Consider the following 21,939-nt stretch of genomic DNA (forward strand, 5'->3'; position numbering starts at 1 on the left):
ACAGAATACCTTAACGTAATCATCCTATAGAACGTTATCATCATACACTGGAGGCTCTGCACACGCGGCACAACGACATGATCTTGCAAATTCACGGCAACAAAATGAATATGAAGGAGCCATTTCGAAGTTCACGATAACAACGTCAGCGCGCGTGCAGTCACGTTTTCTACGTTGAATCCGAACTCTCGCATGACGATTTCGCCTGGAGCTGATGCACCAAACCTGTTCACGCTGAGGATATCTCCAGAATCGCCGACGTATTTGCGCCAGCCAAGAGGTGCAGCCGCTTCCACTGCAAGCTTAGGTATTCCGAGCATCAGGATACTTTCTCGATACTCACGCTGTTGTGCATCAAACAATTCCCAAGATGGCATCGAAACTACACGCGATTGCACATTCTTCGCAATCAACATTTCGCGAGCTTGCAAGAGGAGAGAAACTTCAGAGCCTGTTCCAATCAGGATCAAATCCGGCCGCGCCGCCTGCGCTTCCGCAAGAATGTAGGCGCCACGTTGCACACCGGATATAATGGGATAGCGGCTTGGATCGAGAACAGGCAGCTTTTGACGGCTCAGTACCAGCGCTACGGGGCCGCGATGAGATACGGCAACTTGCCAGCATACACGCGTCTCGTTAGCATCAGCCGGACGCATAACGATGAGGCCTGGAATAGCACGAAGGCTGGCTAACTGCTCGACAGGCTGATGCGTAGGACCATCCTCCCCAAGACCAATACTGTCATGCGTAAAAATGAATATGGAATGAGTCTGCATCAGCGCAGCCAAGCGTATAGGCGGACGCATGTAATCAGAAAAAATCAAAAACGTCGCACCGTATGGCAGGATTGCGCCATGAAGCGCCATGCCATTGACGATCGCACCCATTGCATGCTCGCGAACACCGAAGTGGATATTACGACCGCAAAACTGATCGAAGCCAAAGTCGCTATAACCCATTAGCGTGGTCTTCGTGGAGGGACTGAGATCCGCCGCCCCCCCGATCAATACCGGTAACTTTTCCGCAAGGACATTCATAACCTTACCGGAAGCGTCTCGCGTAGCAATTTGGCCCTCTTTAGTCGAAAAAAAAGGAAGATCCTCATCCCAACCACTGGGAAGTTCCTGATGCAACAAGCGACGCAAGGTAGCCGCCAGATCCGGATGTTCTCTTTGATAAGCGTCGAGCATCTCGTTCCATTCCTTCTCCCAGTGAGCACCATTTGTTAGTGCTGCCTGAAAATGCACTTGTGTTTCTTCAGGAATATAGAATTCCGGCTCCAAGGGCCATCCAAGATTTTTCTTTGTTGCCTTCAATGCTTCTTCACCAAGCGGCTCGCCGTGAGCACTGGCGGTATCTTGCTTTGGGCTTCCACAACCGATATGTGTTCGAATCAAAAGCAGGGAGGGTCGAGATAATTCGCTGCGAGCAATTTTGATAGCGTGTTCGATGGCATCAATATCGTTGCCATTAGCAACCGGCAGCACATGCCATCCATATCCCTCGAAGCGGCGCTGAACACTCTCGGTAAATGCCAGATCTGTGTCACCCTCAATAGAAATATGGTTGTTGTCGTACAGATAAATTAGTTTGCCGAGACCTAAGGTTCCTGCCAGCGAAGCCGCTTCGGAGGAAATACCTTCCATCAGGTCTCCATCCGATACGATGGCATAAGTGTAGTGATCAACAAGTGGAAAACCTGGACGATTGAAACAACTGCTCAAATGTCGTTCTGCGAAAGCCATTCCTATTCCCATGGCGAATCCTTGCCCTAGCGGACCTGTTGTCGCTTCTACTCCTGGGGTCTTGCCATATTCCGGATGTCCCGGCGTCTTCGATCCCCACTGCCTAAAACGCTTCAGGTCATCGAGCGAGAGGTCGTATCCTGTCATGTGCAAGAGCGCATAAAGTAAGGCGCAGCCGTGCCCGGCCGACAACAAGAAGCGATCACGGTTTAACCATGAAGGATTTCTTGGGTTATGCCTCAGAAAACGTGTCCACAGAACGTAAGCCATGGGCGCTGCACCTAACGGAAGCCCGGGGTGACCAGAATGCGCGCGCTCAACGGCATCGACAGCGAGAAAACGCAGCGTATTGATGCAAAGTTCATCTAGAGAATTCACACAACCTCCCTCGTGGAAATTTTGTGACAATTCGGGCGAGCATAGCCACACAGATGATGCTCACGTCAACACCTACTCCAGTTTTGACATTCTGATGCCAAGCGGCAACAACTTAAGGCATGCGCTAGATGTCCGACCTTATCATGCCCACTGATTAAGGTAAGCCTTCAATCACATCCCACCGAGAATAACGACGCACGGCTTTAAAATATTGCCAAAACTGATGACTACAAATCTCATTCCGATTCCAAATCAAAAATGACGCGAAGGCAAGCCGCAGACAGTATACATAACACGGCAAGGTGAAGCCGACAAAGTCAGTTTTGATTTAGAAATGAAATCAGGCATGAGTGGTTCGCAATGTATAGCTAAACCAGTTAGAAATGATTCAAAGAGTATTCTCATTGTCTTATCGAACACAAATGGGAGCAGGCCAAAGCACTGCTTAAACAACAAAACTAAACCATCGATATGTTTTTCAAATCCTAAACATTCTGAATCATTCTTAACTGGTTAGACTATACAAGAAAAATTAGCGTCTTTTTATTGAGCCCTATTACTTCAATAGATTATCGAGATAAACGGGTTAAGAAAATACGTGCGAATACGTAGGAATAAAAAAGAGCTGCTTTTGGCGCGCTCAATCAATAAAAAACCGTTTCAGCACCCTGATCATATACTCATGATCCTGCACACCGGCGCTTTCGCGGATGCTATGCATCGCCCACATTGGACAACCTACATCAACACTGCGTATGCCGAGCTTTGCCGAGGTAATGGGCCCGATCGTGCTGCCACAGGGTAGATCTGAACGGTGCGAGTAGCGTTGATAAGGAATACCCGCTTCCTCGCACCACTGGATGAAGCGTGCAATGGAGATACTTTCAGAGCTGTAGCGGCGGTTCGCATTGGATTTGATCACCGGACCTTTGTTGACGAACACTTTATGGTCCGCATCGTAGGCCGCGGGGAAGTTGGGGTGATAGGCGTGTGCCATGTCCGCACTGATCAAAAAGCTCTGAGCCAGCGCACGTGCAGTGTCCTCACGATCCGGAGATGTGGCGATGCTAATCCGCTGCAATACATCAGCTAAAAAGCTGCCAGCAGCACCCACATGGCTTTCACTGCCGATTTCTTCATGATCGAAAAATGCGCAGACCAGCGTACTCTCGGCATGATTCAGCACACTATCATCAAGCAAAGCTTGCAGACCGGCATGGCAGGAAGCCAGATTATCGATCTGACTGTTGGCGTAAAATTCGTGATTTGCACCCCAGAACGTGCCTTTTTGGGTATCGTACACCGCCAGATCCCACGACAATATTTGGGAAGCGCTGATGTCTGCCGCCTGTGCCAGTAACGTTAGGAAATAAGTCTGCGGCAACTGGTCACTGGCCAATTGCGCGAACAACAGCGGCAATTCATTCTGTTTATGGAGCTTTAAACCATCTTCATTGACGCCCCGGTTCATGTGTATCGCCAAATTCGGCAAACGCAACAGCGGTTGTTCGAAGCGCACCAGCTTATGCGCGAGGCGCCCTTGCTCATCGGCATAGCTGATCCGCCCAGCCAAACTCAAATCCCGATCGGTAAAGGTCGCGAGGATGGGTCCGCCATAAGTTTCGACACCGAGCCGCGCGATGCCATCACTCGCCGTGGCAACATTCGGTCTAATCCGTAACCCCGGCGAGTCGGTATGTGCTCCGATAATCTTGAAACCCGCGTCGGCAGGGGTTTTGCGTCCCAGCACGAACAGGACAATCGAGGAATCGTCGCGCACTACATAATAGCACCCACCCGCTTGCAATGCCCATTTGGCAGTTTCATCGAGTCGGACAAACTGAAATGCCTTGATCGCCGTTTCGATCGAGGCAACCCCATGCCAGGGACTCGGGCTGTTGTCGATGAAATCCAGTAAATGCTGCGCGCGCTGCTTAACTGCCATAATTTATATTTATATTCAGATATTTATAGTAAAGACAATACCTTTTAACTATACGTAAAGCCAGATATTTAGTCAAACACGCTGCTGAGCAATCAAAGAATTTGTTTTATGGGGTATTAAAAATGCTAACAACGAGAGGTATTTTTGCCTTTCAGACACAGAATACGCAATAAGGAAGCTCTGAAATGGAAAGAGCAAGGAACAAGGGAAATGATTTAAAAATACGACGAGTTTAAAAATTTGCAGACTTTTCCAGACATGCAGCGCGTTAAAGAATGCGCCTTATTCCAAATCCTAATAGAAAAGTAAATAATTTATATATTAATATAATTTATTTACAGATAGTTACATTATCTTTAATTGCTGTTTATATTAAAAATTGGAATTACGCGCTATTATTCGGACTGCACCAGGCGGGCTACATTGTAAATGCGCTGAAGAATATATCCCCTACTCCCGCCGCCGCGCTATTATTACGTCAGGCAGTTGCTGAATCAGCGCGAGCAGGCGTTGCAGCTGCTGCAAATTAATGATCTCAAGTGAAAATTGCATCTTTGCAATATTGCTACGGCTTAGGGTGTTAGCTTTAGTGGCATTAACCTTGGTAGCGTTCACTTTTTCACGTACGAATAGATCGCTGATATCGCGCAGCAAGCCTTGGCGGTCATGGGCTTCTACTTCGATATCGACGCTGGTAGCAAAATTTGCGTCAGTACCCCAGTGGGCGTGCAATAGGCGGACATGCCGATCTTCTGGCAAACGAGTAATAAAAGCGCAGCTTTGACGATGAATGGTCATTCCACGATCGCGCGTCATATAGCCGATGATACCATCCGGCGGCACCGGTGTGCAGCACTTGGCCAGGTTGATGAGCAGATTGCCGACGCCCTCGACCACAATGCCTGGCGGCACCTTAGGCGAAGACATGCGCTTGGCAGCCAAGACGGGGAGTGATTCCGCGGACTTGGGCAATGTAGCTTCTTGAACGGCAAGGGCAATCTGGTGCTCGCTCACATCGCCACGGCCAATAGCGGCAAGCAAATCCTCAAGATGGTTGTAGCGCAGCTTCTGTGCCAGCTTTTCCTGGTTCATACTGCCGACACCAGCCCTATGCAGTTCACGTTCCAGTTTGGCGCGGCCAACCGCCACATTCTCCTCGAAGTTTTGATGCTTGAACCAATAGCGCACTTTGGCACGGGCGCGCGGGCTTTGCAGATAGCCAAGTGCCGGGTTAAGCCAGTCGCGGCTGGGTGTACCCTGCTTGGAAGTGAGAATCTCCACACGCTGCCCATTGTGTAGACGGGTGTTGAGCGGCACGATTCTGCCGTCCACTTTGGCACCGCGCGTACGGTGACCAAGATCAGTATGCAGCGTGTAGGCAAAATCGACCGTCGTCGAACCCTTGGGAAGGTCGATCACCTTTCCTTGCGGTGTGAGCACGAATACCTTATCCTGAAAAAGCTCGCTCTTGAATTGCTCAAGCAGCTCGTCCCCATCGCTCACTTCGTCTTTCCACGCGAGGATCTGACGTAGCCAAGCGATTTTGTCGTCAAATTTGCTATCCGGCTTGCCACCCTCTTTATAGCGCCAGTGCGCGGCTACGCCCAGCTCAGAGTTGTAATGCATGTCATGAGTACGAATCTGCACCTCGAGCGCCAGGCCGCGTGGGCCGATCACCGCAGTGTGCAGTGAGCGGTAGCCGTTGCTCTTGGGGCGCGCGATGTAGTCGTCAAACTCGCCGGGAATCGGTTGCCACAGGTGATGCACCAGCCCCAGCGCAGCGTAACAGTCCTTAATGTCGTCAACCAGGATACGCACTGCGCGTATGTCATAGAGCTCGCTAAACTTCAGATTTTTTCGCCGCATCTTGTTGATAATACTATGGATGTGTTTGGGCCGTCCGTTGACTTCACCTTTGATACTGGCCTGTAGTAGCTCCTGCCTGAGCTGGATAAGTACTTCGTCGATGTACTGCTCGCGATCCACGCGCCGCTCGTCGAGTAGACGGGCAATTTCCTTATAAAGTTGTGGTTCTAAATAGCGCAGGGCAAGATCTTCCAACTCCCATTTTATTTGCCATATCCCCAGCCGGTTGGCAAGCGGCGCGAAAATACCGCGCGTCTCATAAGCGATTCGCTGCTGCAACTCGCTGCTGGCACCAGCAAGATAACGCATGGTCTGCATGCGTTCAGCCAGCTTGATCAGCACTACCCGGATATCTTGCACCATAGCTAGCAGCATTTGGCGCAGGCTCTCGATCTGCTTCGCCTGGTCGACTCTGCTGTCTGATGTGTCAAGTTGCTCAATTTCGCTGAATTGGCGGATCTGCTCCATCCGCGAGATACCTTCCACCAGCTTGGCGATATGAGTGCCGAATGGGTTTTCTATTTGCGGATACCAATCATCCATATAATCAGGCACCGCGTGCAACAGCGTAGCCGCGGCAGTTTCGGCATCCATGCGCATACCAATAAGAATAGAGGCTGCACCTATCGCATGCTTCAACAATGGCGTACCGTTCAGCGTGACTTGTCCCTCATACAACGGAGTAGCCATCGCGCAAGCCCGGCGCAGCAGCGCAATTTCATCTGGCACAAATTGCGTGGCCAGCTTATTCAGCCAGGCTTCGGTGTCAGTATAATCTGCAGCTGAAGGAAGAGATAGGCTATGTGTTAAAACCATAAAACGCTTACTGATCCTCCGATCCGGGGGTTACCTTGAGTGCTTCCTGAAAATGCGCAATCATGCTGCCCGCGATTTGGCCATGCGGCAGGACGGCCTTAAAACATATTGGAAAAATAAATTCCCCTTATTATCAGAAATGAGTGCGATAAATGACGAATGGATTGTCGGACATATTAAAGAAGTAATCAAGAAAAGCACTTAATTCCAGCACGATCAGCACAAAAAATTACAGAATTAGAAACATTTTTTTCTTTTAGGTTCAAGATGTCCGGAAGAAAGAGTCAACCTTAAGAAAACAGATAAAAATATCATTTTATGCTTCAATTCTTCTAATTCCATTTCCAAATCAAAACGACGCGAAGGCGAGCCGCAGACAGTATCAGTAATACGGCAAGGTAAAGCCGACAAAGTCAGCTTTGATTTAGCAATGGAATAAGAGACAGTAAGTAATCAATGTTTCATCCCACCACATCATGGAGAGTTTCCAGCACTAAATGACGCAGCGCCTGCCAGTGCTGTCTACCGTTGGCAGCATGTTTCTGGTTGATTTCCAACTCGATCCCTACATACACTTCCGCTGGAAATTGACGACGCAAGTAAGCAGTCAAGCCATCCGCTTTACCAGCATAAGGATAATTGCGTCGAATGATTAAATCGGGTGCCTTTGCTTTGAGACGTGCCTGCCAACGATAGCATAAATCACGTTCTCCCAGTCTCGATGGATCATAAAGAAGGCCGATATCGGCATGACGCACCACTTCATCAAGCATAGGCGTGAAACTATGTGAAGAAATATGAATGACTTGGCCGTCTTTTCTATTTATTACTTCAGCGATAGTTTGCTCGACCTGATTACGATAAGGCAGATAATAACGCGTCAGAATCTCTTGCCGAATACTAGCCGATATAGATTTGGTCGCAGCGGAAAATAATTGCGGATGGCCAATAGAGCGATTAAGATCTATCAACAAACGACTAGTAGTCGATACAAACAAGGAAGCGTTCAATAACTGAGCCAGATCCTTCGCCATGCGCAATGCCCCACGATCATAGCCCCCATGACTATGCAATAAAACCTCAAACCCATGAAATAGATGCCGGTACTGAGTTGGGATACGATTACCACCATGTTCACAGCTAATGACAAAATGAGTTGTTGAAGCCAATTTTACTCCCCAGTCTTGCCTTTAACAGATTCCCTGAAATAGTCATTCTTCATCCAAGTAATTACTGAGTTTCGAGTAAAATGGCTGTAATCGTGTTCGGCTAAAATCCTGATTGACTGCTTACAAAATATGACGTGCCAGGGGGCATTATTCCAAGCTTGTGGTTAATGCCTCTTGCTAGAATTTTATCCTTTGATTTCATATCATTGTTGTTATAAGGTGCTGCCACATTTCATGTGCGCTGCAGTGTTGTTTGGGGTAAACCCATAAGTCGCAATTATTCCGGCTCGATAATCTTGGGTTGTTCGACATACGAATATAGTTATGCAGGATCGTGCCCAGAGGATCCATGCAATTACTTGCTGATCTGTGAGCGATACAGTTAGCTGGCCAAAAAAAGCATGCTCGATATTGTGTATCATGAAAGCAATAGCCAGATTGGCTTACAGGCACTCCCGCACTTCCAGGGTTGTAATCAATTCGCCAACGAATCAATCGTAGTTATAGAAAATTTCATTAATTTATGGTTGATCTTACTGTGTACAGGATTGATGATATTTTTTACAACCTTAGTATGGCAATTCGGGCCAACCTAACCTATATGTGTGGAGATCAGGCAATTACACTATGTTATTGCTTGTGCCGTTCGTGACCGCTATAACATCTTTTTTAAGGGTATTGAAGTAAATATATTTTTATAATTAGTCAGTGATCGATAATTATTCCAGTAACTCTGTTCTCTGCAAAAATGAATCAAAATTAACGAAGCACTAAAAATCTTCCCGAGACTGATTGTGCCAAAAATCAATACTGGACATGCTGGCACGCTTGTGAGCGGTTTCCTATTTACTTATGTTGACTTTTGCTGCCTGCATGTCAGATATAAGACACTGATCATGACACATCTGGGGATTTTTTCGTCTCTGGTTTAAAGGAGGCATACTAACTTTATCCAATAATGTGCAGATTCGTATAAGCATAAGTTATGCTGGGTTCTCCAATAAATTGGAAATTCTCAACTTCACTGATAAATAGATCGGTACCGTTATCAGTATTTGTGATATGAACGCCAAATTTAAGATCTGTGCTATAGAACTTATAATCAACGAAATGGCCTTCCAGGACCAGCAGATCTTCACCTTTACCACCTAAAATATTGCCAATTCCGTTTTGCAGGTTAAAGGTGTCATTACCTTGATCACCATAGATCAAGACATCTTGAATACCAATGTTAACGCCGCCACCAGTGGCAACCACATTTACAGAATCATCCCCTTTTCCACCGTAGACCACAGCATCTCGAATACCTATATTGACGCCATCACCTGTGGCAATGGCATTGACTATGTCATCACCAGATCCTAGACTGAATTCTCCATCTCTTATTCCGATGGTTGTAGCAGTTGCTTGAGCTGTAGCAGCGGCTACTGCATTTGCCAACGCAGTAGCCTCGCCATTGTTATTTGTTGATGCGAAGGCTAACGCTAAGGATTGTGTAAACGTTTCAGCAACTGCAAAGGCACTAGCTTCACCAGTTATAATATCCTTTCCTTCGCCAGTGTCAATTTTGCCCAGATTGTTTATTCCCACAACAGTGATATCAGCTATAGCTTGAGCAACGGCCGTTGCACTACTTATGGCAGTAGCGCTAGCTGTATCATTGGCAATGGCGATCGCTGTAGCCGTGGCAGATGCTACAGCCATAGCACTCGCCCCGCCCGATGCTATGCCTTTGAGGGCATCCTTCTGCTGGCCAGTTTCAATTATTCCCTGATTCTCATAACCAATGAGTGTAAGTGAACCAGTGCTAAATGACGAAGCAAAGCCTATAGAGATTGCAGTCCCTTTAGAATCACCTGAGATATTTAAAATTGTTTCAGCAACGGCCTGAGAAGTAGCCTGAACTTTCAGAATCCCTTTTGTTTCTCCAATAATTACATCTTTTTTAGGTTGCATGATTGACCCTTAAAATTAAGATGCTCGGTTTGGGTTTGGTTGTTAAAATAACGTGAGTTCGACATAAATCTATATGGCGAAAATCCTTCGCTATAGCTATAGAAACATCCAGAGTTCATCAATATATTTTTAACCTAACCCTTTATTAGATTAAATAAATGTATTTTATTATGGTAAATAATAATAGAAAATCAGCAAAAAACTTAATTTTATATAAAGAAAATCTTTAAAATAAAGAAAATCATTAAAACAAACTACCATTTACTAAAAGTGGGTAAGTTAGAGCAACTTGTGTGCAGACGACTAAAGTCGTCTATCCACCTCAAGCTAAACATGCATGAGTCAACATATTTAAAGTCAAAGTCACCGTTTGAAGACGGTGGTTTTTACCAAATTTATGAAAATAAAATAAATATCGTTAAGCCACTGCAATTTGGAGTCAAGCATTTGTGGACTAAAAGATACCTGGTTTTTACGGAGAGTTAGAACAGCCTTTGATGATTTGCTTTACTGCAAATGAATACTCGACATTCAGTAAACAACTGAATATGATATAAAAGATTTACAAAATCTATTAAGCTTCCTCATCTTGTTTAGCTAGTCATAATAAATACTGAATGACCTATTGTTTTTTTAGTTTAGCAAAAAAATAGAGGATAATAATATGATTAAGGCATTAAAAATTCTGTTTTTAGATGACGATGCCAACAATGTAAAACCCGTTACTGAATTTTTTCAACCCTTTAGTGGCGAGATTTTTTTCACTTTAAGTATAGATGAAGCTTTAGATATTATACAAATTAACAATCCCCATCTTACGTTAATTTCTCTCAAATTGGCTCATGCTAACAATTGGTATTTTCTAAAAGAAATAAAAGAGTACTTAATGCCAATTATTGGATTAGTGGAGACAAAACAATGTCATTTAATGAAGAAGGGACAAGCTTTTGGAATTAATGCTTATCTGGTAAAACCATTTGATTTATTACATTTGCAAGTACATTTTCGATCAACGCTCGCCCAGATTGGGATTTGCAAAAAAATAATGAATTCAGCAAAAGAACGGCGAAACTGTCACGATAGGCGAGCATTACAAGGAGGCAGACGGTGGTATGATAGATTTAATCACTTAGAAGCTGCTGAAAATGAAAAGGAAATAGAAGACATTGGAAGCAAGAAGGAAGAATATATACATATCGGCCCGTTTATTGTCAATTATCAAGAAAAACGTGTTTACCGCAATGAAAACAATTTAAAACTTACTCCAAAGGAATATAAACTATTTTTATTACTCATTCAAAACAGAAATCAGATTGTTTCTGCAAATTATATTCTCTCACATATTTGGACGTCACAAGAGCGAGCATCTAAAGAAGATGTAAAACAATATATTTATATGCTCAGAAAAAAAATTGAAAAGGATCCTTCCAATCCATCTCTCATTCTTAATCAGAAAGGGTTTGGCTATCTCTTTTCCTTCTCGTAGGAAGTTGGCATAAATAAAGTATTCGCGCATTAAATTTCGGTACTGAAACGCCGCCTTCTTTTAGAAAACAGCAGAGTTGAGGAGAAGTCAACACTGAATTCGATGCACAATTACTAGCATTGGAATAATTTAACGCGCAATCCTGTAAGGAAGCGATATATTCACAAAATAATCTGGCGAAACATTCGTCAAGCCTATTCCCCCGGTGACAGTCAAGAAGAGTTTGCGGGTCACCATCGACGTTATCCCAAAGGTTGCAATACTTATAACATCATCAGACCCTGGCACATCGGTATTAGAGGTTTTTGTCTTTTGCCTCCAGATCTGCTGCAAACCCATGGTTAAGGAGGTATATGGACTGGCAGCTAATGAAGCGCCTAATGAAAGAATATATTGATCTCCTGGATCGATGCCATTTTTTCTCAGTGTTGTTTGATAATCAAAGCTGGTAGTAAAAGCCAAAGGGTCTTGACGTTTAAGCGCTACCAGAGAAGCCCGAAAGTCGTCGAATCCTGTCCCCATAGGAACATCATTGCTAGTGAGCTTACCACTAGCCGAATCCCAGGTAAAACGGCCAATAAGATCAGGTATCCAATCACTTTCACGGAATAGCGTCTTGGCAATTCCAACACTGATATCACCAAGTGCTGCGCCTGTACGAGTAATATCATTTACGTTAGTTACACCTTCAGGAATGTTTGTGGTTTGGTTGACAACTCTAGCAGGTAAACGTAATTCCAATTGCGACTCAAAGGGCAAACCGGCGCGAAATATAAAGCCAGTATCAAACTCATTGCGCTTAACATCCGCAGTCCTGACCCCTATGAGTTGACCGAGATCATTAGTGACCAGCAACGGAAAACTATCGTCTCTTCGAAAATAGTTAACAAAAGGCTGTAATTCCATCTGACGAAATGGCAGTAACAGCGCTCCGGCTTGAATCAAGCTACGATCCAATGCACGTTCAGCAGCCAGTGCATCTACTTCAAACTCTCCTGCAGATTGTTTTTCTTTTTCCTGGCTCTGAGGTTTGGTATCAGCTTGCGTCTGCTGCACAGGTTTTTCCGCTGCGGGGGGGCTAGCGGGAGATTGTGTATGATTTGTGGATTCGGGAGATTGCGCCTGGCGTGCAGGTGCCACGGCAGTGGATGGAGATTGCTGCTGGAGCTTTGATGTTCCTTGCTGACTCTCTAGTAACTTCACCCGCCGATTCAAGTCTTCAATAACTTCATCCCGCTCTTTAATTTTTTGCAGCAATAATTGAATATCTGGATTCGTCGCTGCTGAATTCTGGGCGTGAACTGGCCGAACAATTGACAATAAAAAAATTAGACCCATTAGACATAAGTTAGATACTGCCAGCAACTTGGTGTTGCTAGAGCAATTTGCTGCTTTATTCAACTATTCTCCCCTTCTTTTATATTAGTTAACCGAAGTTTCACCGTTTTAAGTTCACCAGGGTAGGTAGTGACGGGATGGAAATAACTTTAATGCGGTTTATGCTATCGATCGCATATACTCATAAAATTACTCCTGCTTGCAAGCATTTTCTTTATGAAAAAAGGATAAAATTTTTCAACGGTTTAAAGCCTGCGTGTAATATTAGCACAAAATCAAAAGCGCAAAACTTCAATAATTAAGGACAATTTTATTGCAGCATGACGAATTCATCCAAATTAGGTGTTAAATTATGATTGGGACGGACAGCCCCGTCATGACTGTTGACAACAAAACCAACTCTACCCAGCTGTGGGGATTCAATCCAGCTCTCCACAAACGTTTTAATCAGCATAGTACGGTTGCCCCAGGCAGGGTCAGCCAGCAATACCCGGTTACCATACATTCCCCGGAAAATTACAAAATGGTTATAACCCTTTGTATTAATGGGCACAATAATCGGCGCTTTTTCCACCAAATGCTCAAGTGAAAGTTTACCATAACCGATCCCTTGGTAACCTCTGGCATCTGCGAAACGTTTAAGGTCCAATAAAGAAAAGCCCTCCCGAATTCTCACTATTAATGGATTTTTTATATACTCAGCTCGATTCATGAGGCCTATCGCAATATCCCTTTCAGTGATGGGATCATCATGATGGTAATTGAAAAGAGTTGCTAATACGGCCGCTCCACAGCTTAAGTCATACTTTTGCACCACAACATTTTTCTGCCGCATTTCTAACAGGGATTTTACTTGCCGAGCTTGAGTATCGTTAAGCCAGAAAAAAAGTATAAAAGCAAGCATAAAGGCAGAGAAAGCAGTTATTTTTTTTGTTATATTTGTCATTTTGTCAATGATGTAATTCTCTTATTAAATAAACTACTTGTTGAATTGCCAAATTCATTGCCCTAAAAACGGTAAAACCTTGCCCGATCGTTAAACAAAGCGTATGCATAAAAAAATACCCTAAAGTTGAGAGCCATGGGTTGTCTACTTTAAAGCTTTTTATAAGATTCCGGTCATAATTGATTAACGGTGGTGTTATATTTTCCGGTTGTCATGAAAGCAAATGATAAATCATGCCCCAACTTTTCAGTCGAGACATGATTTACACCTTTTTAAGGTGTTATTGTAACGGCAGAAGTTGCACCAGAAGCTGCGGCATTGCCTCCACCAAAGGTGGCTACGGCGGTTACATTTCCTGCGGTGGCGGTACCAGTAGATACAGGTCCTGCATCCAAAGTATTAGCCGTTGCGCCACTAATTGATGAAGCAATCGTAGAAACGCCAGCTGATGCAAATAAACCCGCAGCAGCTGATCCAGCAGCAGCAGTTCCAGCTGTCACCTGATCCATTTGTGCAGATGTCAGTTCATTCGTATCTTGAGCGTTGACTGCACCAGCCAATAATGCTATTGTAATTATTGCACCTATTTTTTTCATATTCATTTTTATCACCTCATTTTTTATAACAGTTATTAATTCGCAGAAAGAGAGGTAGCCGTAGCAGCTGAGCCACCACCCGCGACGTGGGTGAATAGACCAGTATCAACTGCTGTCGCTGTAGCGCCAGTTCCAGTCGTAGCTGCCGATACTGCCAATGGGCCAACTGAAGCAGCACTAGCTTGTGCGGTTCCACCTACAACTAATAATACTTGTGCGCCTGCAGTGAGGCCATCGAGTTGAGCATCGTTGAGCGCAATAGGTTCGGGTTCGGTTGCTAAAGCAGCACTTGATACTGCTATAAAGGCAGCAGCGATTAAAACGTGTAACATTTTCATAATTAATTACTCCTTATGTCTTTTTTATTTAAATACAACGCCATCACCCTTTCATTTTCAATCTTCAAAAAAGGTAATAGCCCCTTTTGTATTTCATAAAACAAGGTTATGAAATAACAAAACTTTTTTATTACTTAATTTGGGCCGAATGTCGGCAAAGTAGGAATGACAGTTATTTCCACTGCCGCAGAATGGCTTGATATTGGACCATCGAAGTTATTGGACCCCCCGAAGGTCTGGGAAGGCAGTGTGCCATTTGCCGAGGTTTGTACACCCGCTCCAGTAGTAGCTGCATCAGTCCCCACCGATGTTCCGCTAGCTCCCGCAGCCGCAACACCGCCACTTTCAGAGGTTGCGCCAGCCAATGTTAGTGTGCTAGCAAACGATGCTGCGATAATTCCCGCTGCTTGCGCAGCAGCTGCTGCATCAGCATTTACTTGTGTGCCCGCAGTAACGTAATCCATTTGCGCTGAAGTTAATTCAGTGATCGGTTGTTGATCATTTGCCATAATCAATGGTGAAGCCATATATAATGCAAAAATCGCAGGTAAACATTTTTTCTTCATATTCATTCCTCCTTTCTTATCTATTTGTTCGAAACGGTTCCATATTAACCATTTCATTTTTTTATTAAATAAAATAAAAGTTAAAAATCGGATAAATTAAAAAATAAAAGTAAAACTCAAGTAAATAAAAGTAAAAATAACTCCACTTCATTTCTACTTCATAAGTGAAAGTAAAGATGCAGCTTATAAAAGGTAGTGTGGTGCTAACAGGTATAGCGAGCGGTAAAGAGCAGTTAGAACAAGCAAGGATTTATTGGTAAATTCAAGAGCAATAGAAGAATTACCACAGGCGCAGGGTGGGTTGCTGTCTTTGGGATTTGGCTTATCAAGAAGCTGACAGCTGCAACAATAGTTGTTTCAAGAGGCTAAGGGGCCAATTTAGAATACGTTTTATCCGCAGTGGCGGTATACTAGATACAGACAAGCTTAGCCGTAGTGGACGACGGCGCAAGAATCTTTTGCGTGAAGATGAAGTTTCTTATCTAACGCCCACTATAAAAAGGGCATCGGCGGGAGGTACCTTGATCGTGACCGAAACCAAGCACTTCATGCACGCTTAAGAGTCTAAAAAAAATAACTTGAACATCACGATGAATGAAATTACAAAATTAAGCCTCGAGTATCCGTGAATATAACATGATGTGTTCAAGTTATTTTTTCTAGATCACTTAACAAAGCATAACATTGCTAGTAACCACCTAAAATCTACTGCACTGTCATGGCTAGCAAAAATTGGCTCCGAACAAACGACATCCCAAACCAGTTTGGTTTTCTCAGGTTGGTTGAAAAATATCTTCGAGACAGAAATTGACCAAGAGCGATAAGTGAAAGGGCAACCGCGCTTGATGTCTCAGGATGAAACTCCTTCTCCCTCTGCCTTATCTTTAATAGATTTCCAAAATGGACCCTTACATCAAACAGATATTCTGCTCGCAATCATTGAGTGCAGGCAAAAGTAATGATCTTAAATATGACGAGGAACTACAGCATTTCGGTCGAACATGCTCTCTAAAAAGACAAGTTAAAATGCTTTTAGAGGGCAACTTAATTAACTAGCTAAACGACGCACCAGCAGGGATTGATCTTTTTATTATCATCATTACGTTTATTGCGTACTCCTCGATCGGAGAATAAAAGAGATAGCTGGCACCTGAGGGGCTTTCTAAATATAAACTCCTTATGGGCTATCTTGGCAACGCTTTTGCACACACATTGATCAGGCTTCACTTGCCTAGCCAAATAGTTGTCGCTGACAATAATCACCAAAGGTTTCGCCCTCCATGCGTTCGCGGGCATAATCTGCCAATAAGCTGTCGAGTGCGCTCAAGATTTTGGATTCGTCCAGCCCTTCCTTGTAGAGAGTATTGAGGCGATAGCCCAGGCGATCGCCGCCCAGGCGCAAATCGTAATGCCCCACTGAGCGCCCCACCAGTCCAATCTCGGCTACATAGGGGCGACCACAACCATTCGGGCAACCTGTCATGCGAATACTAATCTCGTCTTGCGCGAGTGCGTATTTTTCCAGCAGCGCCTCCACCTTAGCAAGCAGTTCTGGGAGATAGCGTTGCCCTTCTGCCAGAGCCAGCGGGCAGGTAGGCAGCGCCACACAGGCAATGGCATGGGTGCGAATGGGCATGAGTGCAGCTTGCGTTTTAATAATGCCATGCGCTTCCAGAATCCCATCTATCGCTGCCTTATCCTCAGCTGCCACATTCAGCAGCATGATGTTTTGGTTGCCGGTCAAGCGGAAGTTGCATAAATGGCTTTTTGCAATAACATCCAATGCTGATTTGGCACGATACTCCGGATTATCCACCACACGCCCATTTTCGATAAACAGCGTGTAATGCCAGCGGTTTCTGTGGTCTTGCAGCCAGCCATAATAGTCGGCACGGCTGTTGAAAGCAAAGCTACGTGGCTCAGCCAGTGTAAATTCCAAGCGGCTTTCCAGATCGGCTTTGAATACTTCCAGCCCCATATGATCAATAGTGTATTTCAAACGTGCTTGTTTGCGGTCGGTGCGGTTGCCGTTGTCACGCTGCACGGCTGCGATCTGCCACACCGTATCCAGCACTTGATCTGGCTTGATGAAGCCCAGCATATCGGCCAGCCGCGGATAGGTCGCCGCGTTACCATGAGTGCAACCCAGCCCGCCGCCCACAGTCACGTTGAATCCTGCCAACCTACCGTTTTGTTCGATGGCAATTAAGCCTACATCCTGCGTAAAAATATCAATCTCGTTATGTGGCGGAATGGCAACACCCACCTTGAATTTGCGCGGCAGATAGCGATTCTGGTAAAGCGGATCGGGTTCTGGTTCAGCATTACTGTCCAGACGCTCCCCATCCAACCATATCTCCGCATAAGCCTTGGTTTTGGGTAACAAGTATTCGCTGATTTTAACTGCAAACGCATGAACTTCTTCGTGGAACGAAGAAGTGGAGGGATGCGAGCCCGCCATGACGTTGCGATTGACATCACCACAAGTGGCGATGGTATCCAATCCATATTTATCAAACCATTGTAAAGTGGGTTTGAGCTTTGACTTAACGACACCATGCACCTGAATAGTCTGGCGCGTAGTAATTTTGAGGACACCGGTAGTGTTCTCATGCAGCAACGGTTGCAACCCCAGCCATTGCTGCGGTGTAATATTGCCACCTGGCAGGCGCAGGCGAATCATGAAGGAATAAGCCGGTTCCAGTTTTTTTGCCTCGCGTTCGTTACGGCGATCGCGGTCGTCTTGCTGGTAGATGCCGTGATGCTTGACGAGCTGCTGATCATCCACCGAAAGCTGCCCGGTAAGCTGATTCTTCAATCCTTCAGCCAGTGTACCGCGCAACCCCTTGCTACGAACCTTGAGATCTTCAACAGGTGAAAGGTTTTGTTCAGTCATAATCGCTTCTATTACTTGTTATGTTATACCAAAAAGGATCTGAATAACGGCTGCATCAATAAACATCTTTCACATAACGGTTATCATCATGCAATTGGTCGAGGAATTCTTGTGCAGCTTCGGAGCCGCCTTTCTGAGTGGCAAAGATTTCCAGCAAAGTTTGCTCCACGTCTTTGCTCATGGGATCTTTCGCTCCACAGACATAAATCGCCGCGCCACCGTCTACCCATTTTAGCAATTCACTCGCTTTTTCTTTCAGGCAATGCTGGACATAGACTTTGTGCTCCTGATCGCGGGAGAAGGCAAGGTCAATTTTGTGCAGCACTCCCGTTTCCACAAAGTCGATCCACTCAGCCTGATAGAGAAAATCACAGTGCTGATGCTGCTCTCCGAAGAACAGCCAGTTGCGCCCGCTCGCCCCACGCTCTGCCCGTTCCCAGACAAAACTGCGAAACGGTGCTATGCCTGTGCCAGGGCCGATCATGATAATGTCACGCTCATCCTCCGGTAATTTGAACAGGCTGTTCCGCTGGATAAAAAATTTCACTTCATCACCCACTTTCAAATCGGCCAAATAACGCGAACACAACCCGTAACCAATCTCACCATCTTCGTCTTGATGCCACGCCAGCGCCACCGTCAGGTGAATGCTGCCGGCATGCGCCAAAGGTGACGATGCGATGGAATAAAGACGTGGCGTCAGGTGGTCCACTCCTTCAGCGAAATGGGGCAGGATGATGCCCGCCACATCGCCCGGTGCGTAAGCCAATGGCTCATCGTGTTCGATTTCGATATGATAGGTTTCCTTGGCCGAGCCGCGATCGTTGAGGTTGATCATTTCCCTCACCCGCCCCACTATCGGTTCCAACCGGGAATATCCCTTGCCAGCAGGCATCGCTGTCTCGATGGTAACTGGCAGCACACTGGCTAGCTGTGCGGAAGGTAGCGCTGACAATACTCCTGCTATCCATTGCGGATAATGGCTGGCGAAATCCACATCCAGTTCACCGCGCTCATAAATGCGTTCCGCCCCCAGCTTCTCCATATAGGCATCCAGGTCGCGGGCAGCTTGGTTGTATTGGGGATAGCTGCTGTCGCCAAGGCCGAGCACGGCGTACTTCACCCCTTTAAGTGATACATCTGATTGCTGAAGCATCTCAAAAAAAGCCAGCGCTGTCTCCGGCGGTTCACCTTCGCCATGGGTCGCAGTGATAAAAATAATTGGCTCATCACTCTGCAATTCTTCGGCTTGCTTAATTTTTTTTACCGACTGTGGCGAGGCGTTCCAGCCATGATCTTTGGCCTGTTTGGCTACTTGCTGCGCCACCATTTTCGAATTGCCAGTTTCAGTGGCAAAAAACACACGTAGCTTCTTTTGCGCAGTGACAGTGGCAGTGGCAGCCATGCCCTCGGGCTGCACTATCCCTTGCACATAGCCTGCAAACCAGATCGCTTGATCCCGGCTTAGCGTATGCCGCAATTGTTCCCACAAAGCTTTTTGCTGTTCGGTTAGCATGGGTATATATCGTATTTCACGTCATTTCCGCTCGGAGGGGTGACAAATTACCATAGCCATTGCTCATTCTTTGCTCCAATAAGATTTTCCATTATGAAATGCTGCCTGTATTAGTACCGCCTTAGAAATGAAGTAATGGTATGCCACTACGCTCAACAGCATAAAAGTACCAGAGAAATAATGTAGTGACTCCTTATTCCATTTCCAAATCAAAAATGACGCGAAGGCGAGCCGCAGACAGTATAAATAATACGGCAGGGTGAAGCCGACCAAGTCAGTTTTGATTTAAATGGAATCCTACAATAGGAGCTTTCAATATTAAGATTATAACGGCAGGCATTGATTTGGCAAAAAAATGTTTTATCCAGAAGCCGCAATTCGGTTTTTTCCCTCTTCCTGATTCCATCTCTCAAGCAAAAATGACGTGAAGGCGAGCCACAGACAGTATAAATAATGCGGCAAGGTGAAGCTAACAAAGTCAAGTTTAATTTAGAAATGGAATAAGTTAGAGTCATTTTACCTGCCGATCCTATTCGAGGCCAGCACATGGCATGAGGGCAAAGAATTTCATTCTCGAACACACAGATATAAAGCGCTAAACTTTGCAACGATCTGCCCAGTCGAAAGAGATAGAACGCAGAGCAACAACCAAGTTAATGGGTTAATCAGCAAAGATTTCTTTCCGGATTTAGCTCGGAATAAATGAGGCATCTTCATTCAATCCTTTATCCAAAACCTTATGCTATTAATTACAGGAATGCCGGGCGTGGGCAAGACCACAATCCTCTGCAAAGTCGCCGAGCAGTTGCACGACAGACGCATTGGCGGCTTTTATACCCAGGAGATACGCAAGGATGGGGAGCGTTGCGGATTTCTGCTGAAAACCTTTGCCGGACTCCAAAAAACCATTGCCCATATCGACTTTCCTCATGTGCATCGGGTGGGCAAGTATGGTGTGGATATTGCCGGTATTGATGCAGCAGTCACCTCTGCACTGGCGCTGAAGGCAAATGTCGATCTGTATCTGGTCGACGAAATTGGCAAGATGGAGTGCCTGTCTGCAAGCTTTATTGCGGCCATGGAGAAACTGTTTGACTGTGGGAAGCCGCTGGTGGCCACCATCGGCAAAAAGGGTAGCGGCTTCATTGAACAGGTGAAACGTCGTCCCGATGCCTTGCTGTGGGAAGCCACCCACGCTAATCGGAACAAACTGCCGGAACAAATACTCCATTGGCTTATTCCATTTTCAAATCAAGCTTGATTTAAAAATGGAATAACAGTGAAAACATTAGCCACAGCATGATAATACGTCCCCATGTGACCCGACGCCAACAGGCGCAACAGCTCAATGCGATGCTGGATCAGGCTCTGCTCAGTCTAACTTCCTCGTACCGATACCAGATTCAGCAACTTATTACAACGCATCAAGTTAAAAAACTTGCCGAGCGGTTACGTATGCGAGCTACAATTCTGGCAAAACAGCAGCCTCGTCAGAGAGAGCCGATACTGGAAGCACGTGATGCCCTGATTCTTGCCCTGTATGCTGCCGCCGCGCCACGCGGCTGGGCCTGCGCCTGGTGCGATGGTAGCTGCATCAAGGTTAACGCGCAACAGCATGCCGGAATCGGCGCTATCCTGATAGATGAACGCGGTGAGATTGTGGCACGGATCAGTCAGGCCATTGGCGCCAAGGATAGCTTTAGCGCAGAACTCATTGCAGTGGTTGCAATCATGAAGACCGCGCTAAAACACGATCAGCGACAGCTACGGGTTTATTGCGATAACTACGGCCTGATCCAACTGTGGTGCGAACAGCGCAATGACAGTCGGCTTGTGGAAATGCGCAGGCTTGCTGCTTCCTTGGAGCGCTTTTCGCTGCATCCTATCCCACGGCAACATAACCAGCCAGCCCACAGACTTGCCATAGCGGCAACGCGCAGCGCGACCACTGTCCACGTAGGCACAAGGTTACCAGAGCACCAGGGAGAACTAAAAATCAGGTAAGCGACGAGTAACGCAATGCCAATGCATTAGACAATAAACGCTGCGTAACACAAGTATTAGCGACTTTGGGACGAAGAGCAGCGCACGACAAATCTGAGCGGTCGTATAAAGTTGCAGAATCAGAATCCAGTAGTTGTTTCTCATACAACCGAGAACCGTAATCTGTCCCCTGCCCTGTTCTGATAAATGCATCCATGTATCATGTAATGATTGACACCTTTATATCCAACAACCGCCCCAAGGATTTTTGAATACCTTAGCCGATCATTATCCTCTTCATAAATATAGCCTAACCAGTTAAGAATGATTCAGAATGTATAGGATTTAAAGAGCATCTCAACGGCCTGGTTTTGTTGTCTGCGCAGTGCTTTGGCCTGT

Annotated in this window: 17 protein-coding genes; 4 read left to right on the forward strand and 13 right to left on the reverse strand. The window is 45.6% G+C overall.

Annotated features, from left to right (window positions below; translation table 11 throughout):
* Positions 1–131: 131 nt before the first annotated feature.
* From tkt to BM122_RS08635, 3 genes are all read right to left on the reverse strand, one after another.
* On the reverse strand, positions 132–2,123 hold the full coding sequence (gene tkt / locus BM122_RS08625) for a transketolase (RefSeq protein WP_074905188.1): 1,992 nt from the start codon (positions 2,121–2,123) through the stop codon (positions 132–134).
* Positions 2,124–2,763: 640 nt separating this feature from the next.
* Complete coding sequence (locus BM122_RS08630; RefSeq protein WP_074905189.1) at positions 2,764–4,068, reverse strand: M18 family aminopeptidase; 1,305 nt, start codon at positions 4,066–4,068, stop codon at positions 2,764–2,766.
* A gap of 450 nt (positions 4,069–4,518) precedes the next feature.
* Positions 4,519–6,750: a RelA/SpoT family protein gene (locus BM122_RS08635; protein ID WP_074905190.1), complete on the reverse strand. Its 2,232-nt coding sequence runs from the start codon at positions 6,748–6,750 to the stop codon at positions 4,519–4,521.
* Positions 6,751–6,802: 52 nt separating this feature from the next.
* Between BM122_RS08635 and BM122_RS23230 the strand changes: the two genes are divergently transcribed.
* Positions 6,803–6,955, forward strand: a complete 153-nt coding sequence (locus BM122_RS23230; RefSeq protein ID WP_177198081.1) for a hypothetical protein — start codon at positions 6,803–6,805, stop codon at positions 6,953–6,955.
* Between the two features lie 256 nt (positions 6,956–7,211).
* Here the strand turns inward: BM122_RS23230 and BM122_RS08640 are convergent, their stop codons facing one another.
* Together BM122_RS08640 and BM122_RS08645 are read right to left on the reverse strand one after the other, a co-directional pair.
* On the reverse strand, positions 7,212–7,919 hold the full coding sequence (locus BM122_RS08640) for an N-formylglutamate amidohydrolase (protein ID WP_074905191.1): 708 nt from the start codon (positions 7,917–7,919) through the stop codon (positions 7,212–7,214).
* 948 nt (positions 7,920–8,867) lie between these two features.
* Positions 8,868–9,875 (reverse strand): hypothetical protein, encoded by a 1,008-nt coding sequence (locus tag BM122_RS08645; protein WP_074905192.1) that lies wholly within the window; start codon positions 9,873–9,875, stop codon positions 8,868–8,870.
* 664 nt (positions 9,876–10,539) lie between these two features.
* Between BM122_RS08645 and BM122_RS08650 the strand changes: the two genes are divergently transcribed.
* Positions 10,540–11,361: a winged helix-turn-helix domain-containing protein gene (locus tag BM122_RS08650; RefSeq protein WP_074905193.1), complete on the forward strand. Its 822-nt coding sequence runs from the start codon at positions 10,540–10,542 to the stop codon at positions 11,359–11,361.
* A gap of 129 nt (positions 11,362–11,490) precedes the next feature.
* Here the strand turns inward: BM122_RS08650 and BM122_RS08655 are convergent, their stop codons facing one another.
* From BM122_RS08655 to BM122_RS08685, 7 genes are all read right to left on the reverse strand, one after another.
* Positions 11,491–12,762 carry a hypothetical protein gene (locus tag BM122_RS08655; RefSeq protein ID WP_143083373.1) on the reverse strand — a complete coding sequence of 424 codons (1,272 nt, stop codon included), beginning with the start codon at positions 12,760–12,762 and terminating at the stop codon, positions 11,491–11,493.
* A gap of 247 nt (positions 12,763–13,009) precedes the next feature.
* Positions 13,010–13,645: a C39 family peptidase gene (locus tag BM122_RS08660; RefSeq protein ID WP_218152046.1), complete on the reverse strand. Its 636-nt coding sequence runs from the start codon at positions 13,643–13,645 to the stop codon at positions 13,010–13,012.
* A 272-nt stretch (positions 13,646–13,917) separates the two neighbouring features.
* Positions 13,918–14,247, reverse strand: coding sequence for a hypothetical protein (locus tag BM122_RS08665; RefSeq protein ID WP_074905195.1), 330 nt, complete (start codon positions 14,245–14,247; stop codon positions 13,918–13,920).
* A 29-nt stretch (positions 14,248–14,276) separates the two neighbouring features.
* Complete coding sequence (locus BM122_RS08670) at positions 14,277–14,579, reverse strand: hypothetical protein (RefSeq protein ID WP_074905196.1); 303 nt, start codon at positions 14,577–14,579, stop codon at positions 14,277–14,279.
* A gap of 134 nt (positions 14,580–14,713) precedes the next feature.
* Positions 14,714–15,145 (reverse strand): hypothetical protein, encoded by a 432-nt coding sequence (locus tag BM122_RS08675; RefSeq protein ID WP_074905197.1) that lies wholly within the window; start codon positions 15,143–15,145, stop codon positions 14,714–14,716.
* A 1,231-nt stretch (positions 15,146–16,376) separates the two neighbouring features.
* Positions 16,377–18,041 (reverse strand): NADPH-dependent assimilatory sulfite reductase hemoprotein subunit, encoded by a 1,665-nt coding sequence (locus tag BM122_RS08680; protein ID WP_074905198.1) that lies wholly within the window; start codon positions 18,039–18,041, stop codon positions 16,377–16,379.
* Between the two features lie 55 nt (positions 18,042–18,096).
* Positions 18,097–19,557 carry a diflavin oxidoreductase gene (locus tag BM122_RS08685; protein ID WP_074905199.1) on the reverse strand — a complete coding sequence of 487 codons (1,461 nt, stop codon included), beginning with the start codon at positions 19,555–19,557 and terminating at the stop codon, positions 18,097–18,099.
* A gap of 739 nt (positions 19,558–20,296) precedes the next feature.
* Between BM122_RS08685 and BM122_RS08690 the strand changes: the two genes are divergently transcribed.
* A complete protein-coding gene (locus BM122_RS08690) occupies positions 20,297–20,818 on the forward strand; it encodes a nucleoside-triphosphatase (RefSeq protein WP_074905200.1) in 522 nt (173 codons plus the stop codon).
* 38 nt (positions 20,819–20,856) lie between these two features.
* The gene (locus BM122_RS08695; RefSeq protein ID WP_074905201.1) at positions 20,857–21,561 is read left to right on the forward strand and encodes a ribonuclease H family protein; all 705 of its coding nucleotides are present in this window, start codon (positions 20,857–20,859) and stop codon (positions 21,559–21,561) included.
* Here the strand turns inward: BM122_RS08695 and BM122_RS22350 are convergent.
* Entirely contained in the window at positions 21,554–21,757 is a 204-nt protein-coding gene (locus tag BM122_RS22350; RefSeq protein ID WP_143083374.1) for a hypothetical protein, read from the reverse strand. The genes BM122_RS08695 and BM122_RS22350 overlap by 8 nt on opposite strands.
* Positions 21,758–21,939: the final 182 nt, after the last annotated feature.

The sequence above is a fragment of the Nitrosomonas communis genome (assembly GCF_900114745.1).
GTDB lineage: Bacteria > Pseudomonadota > Gammaproteobacteria > Burkholderiales > Nitrosomonadaceae > Nitrosomonas > Nitrosomonas communis_A.